1 protein-coding gene is annotated in these 1,226 nt (G+C 59.4%); it reads right to left on the bottom strand.

Annotated features, from left to right (window positions below):
- Window positions 1-7 precede the first annotated feature (7 nt).
- Complete coding sequence (locus tag SO140_RS45935; RefSeq protein WP_449384708.1) at window positions 8-1,168, bottom strand: IS30 family transposase; 1,161 nt, start codon at window positions 1,166-1,168, stop codon at window positions 8-10.
- Between the last annotated feature and the right edge of the window lie 58 nt (window positions 1,169-1,226).

Raw genomic sequence — 1,226 nt, 5'->3', positions numbered from 1 at the left:
GGCGGGTTCAACTCATCGCCGCAACACATTCTGCGAACTTCTCAGCTGGGGTTTGAAAGAGCAAGGTCTTTCGTGGCCTTTCATTAAGCTGCCTGGCAATCGCGCTGAGCTTGGCCTGGCTATACAGGGACAGATCGATGCCACGCGGAAGATACTGGCGCAGCAATCTGTTGGTGTTTTCGTTTGACCCGCGCTGCCAGGGACAGCGAGGGTCACAGAAGTAGACATCGACCTTGGTAGCCAATGTCAGACGCTGATGATCTGCGAGCTCCTTGCCTCTGTCCCAGGTCAAGGACCGATAAAGTTCGCTGGGCAGTCGTTGCGATTGCTTGATAAGCGCCGAGACGACGCTTTCGGTATCCTTGTTCGCGACCTTGACCAGCATCACGTAGCGCGAATGGCGCTCGACAAGTGTTACGATATAGCTGTTCCTCGATCCGCCGATCAGGTCGCCCTCCCAGTGGCCTGGGACCGCACGATCTTCAACAGACGCCGGCCGATCTCTGATGGATACGGTATCCTTGATCTGGCCGAGTCCGTTTCGTTTCAGGCTGGCGTGCCTGGAGCGGCGGATCGTGCGTTTCGCTCTCAGGTGCTCAAGCAGCTCTTTTTTCAGCACGCCGCGCGTCTGAATGAACAGGCTGCGGTAGATCGTCTCGTGTGACACCTGATGTTGTGGCTCCCCCGGATATGTGCGCTTGAGCCAGCCTGCGATTTGTTCCGGCGACCATTGTCGCCGCAGCCCGATCGATACTGTTCGCCTCAAGAACGGGTGGCAAGCCAGCTTGCAAAGCTTGGGACGCCGCGCCCGATCCCAGGCGGCCTGATCTGCCCCCGCGGCCCGGTAGCGGTCCGCTCCTCCGTTGCGGCTGACTTCGCGGCTGACGGTCGATGCCGATCGTCCCAAGTGGCGCGCGATCGACCGCAACGAGCGGCGCATGCTGAGCCACCTAGAAATCTCCTCTCGTTCAGAGAGCGTCAGCGCCTGCTTGGCACGGTGCCGAACAGGTGGACGAATGCCCCCCGTTGGCGAAATCACGGAAAACACGGACGAGGATGCCCGGTCAAACCGACGTCCGATGGACCTCATCGACTCGCCAGCCTGCCAGCGATCCCAGATCTCAGACCGCTGAACCGCGGAATAATAGATGCGACGTCGCTGCTTCATGTCCACACTCCATCTCTGCTAAAAGATTAGAGTGTTGCACCGACCGGTTGAGTCCACC

Source organism: Bradyrhizobium sp. UFLA05-108, from assembly GCF_059803455.1.
The sequence above is the reverse complement of the archived record's forward strand: the minus strand, read 5'-3'. Positions and strand labels throughout refer to the sequence as shown.

What these genes read in the sequence shown, in the direction of transcription:
- SO140_RS45935 (WP_449384708.1), bottom strand. Translation starts at nt 1,168, where the DNA reads ATGAAGCAGCGACGTCGCATCTATTATTCCGCGGTTCAGCGGTCTGAG.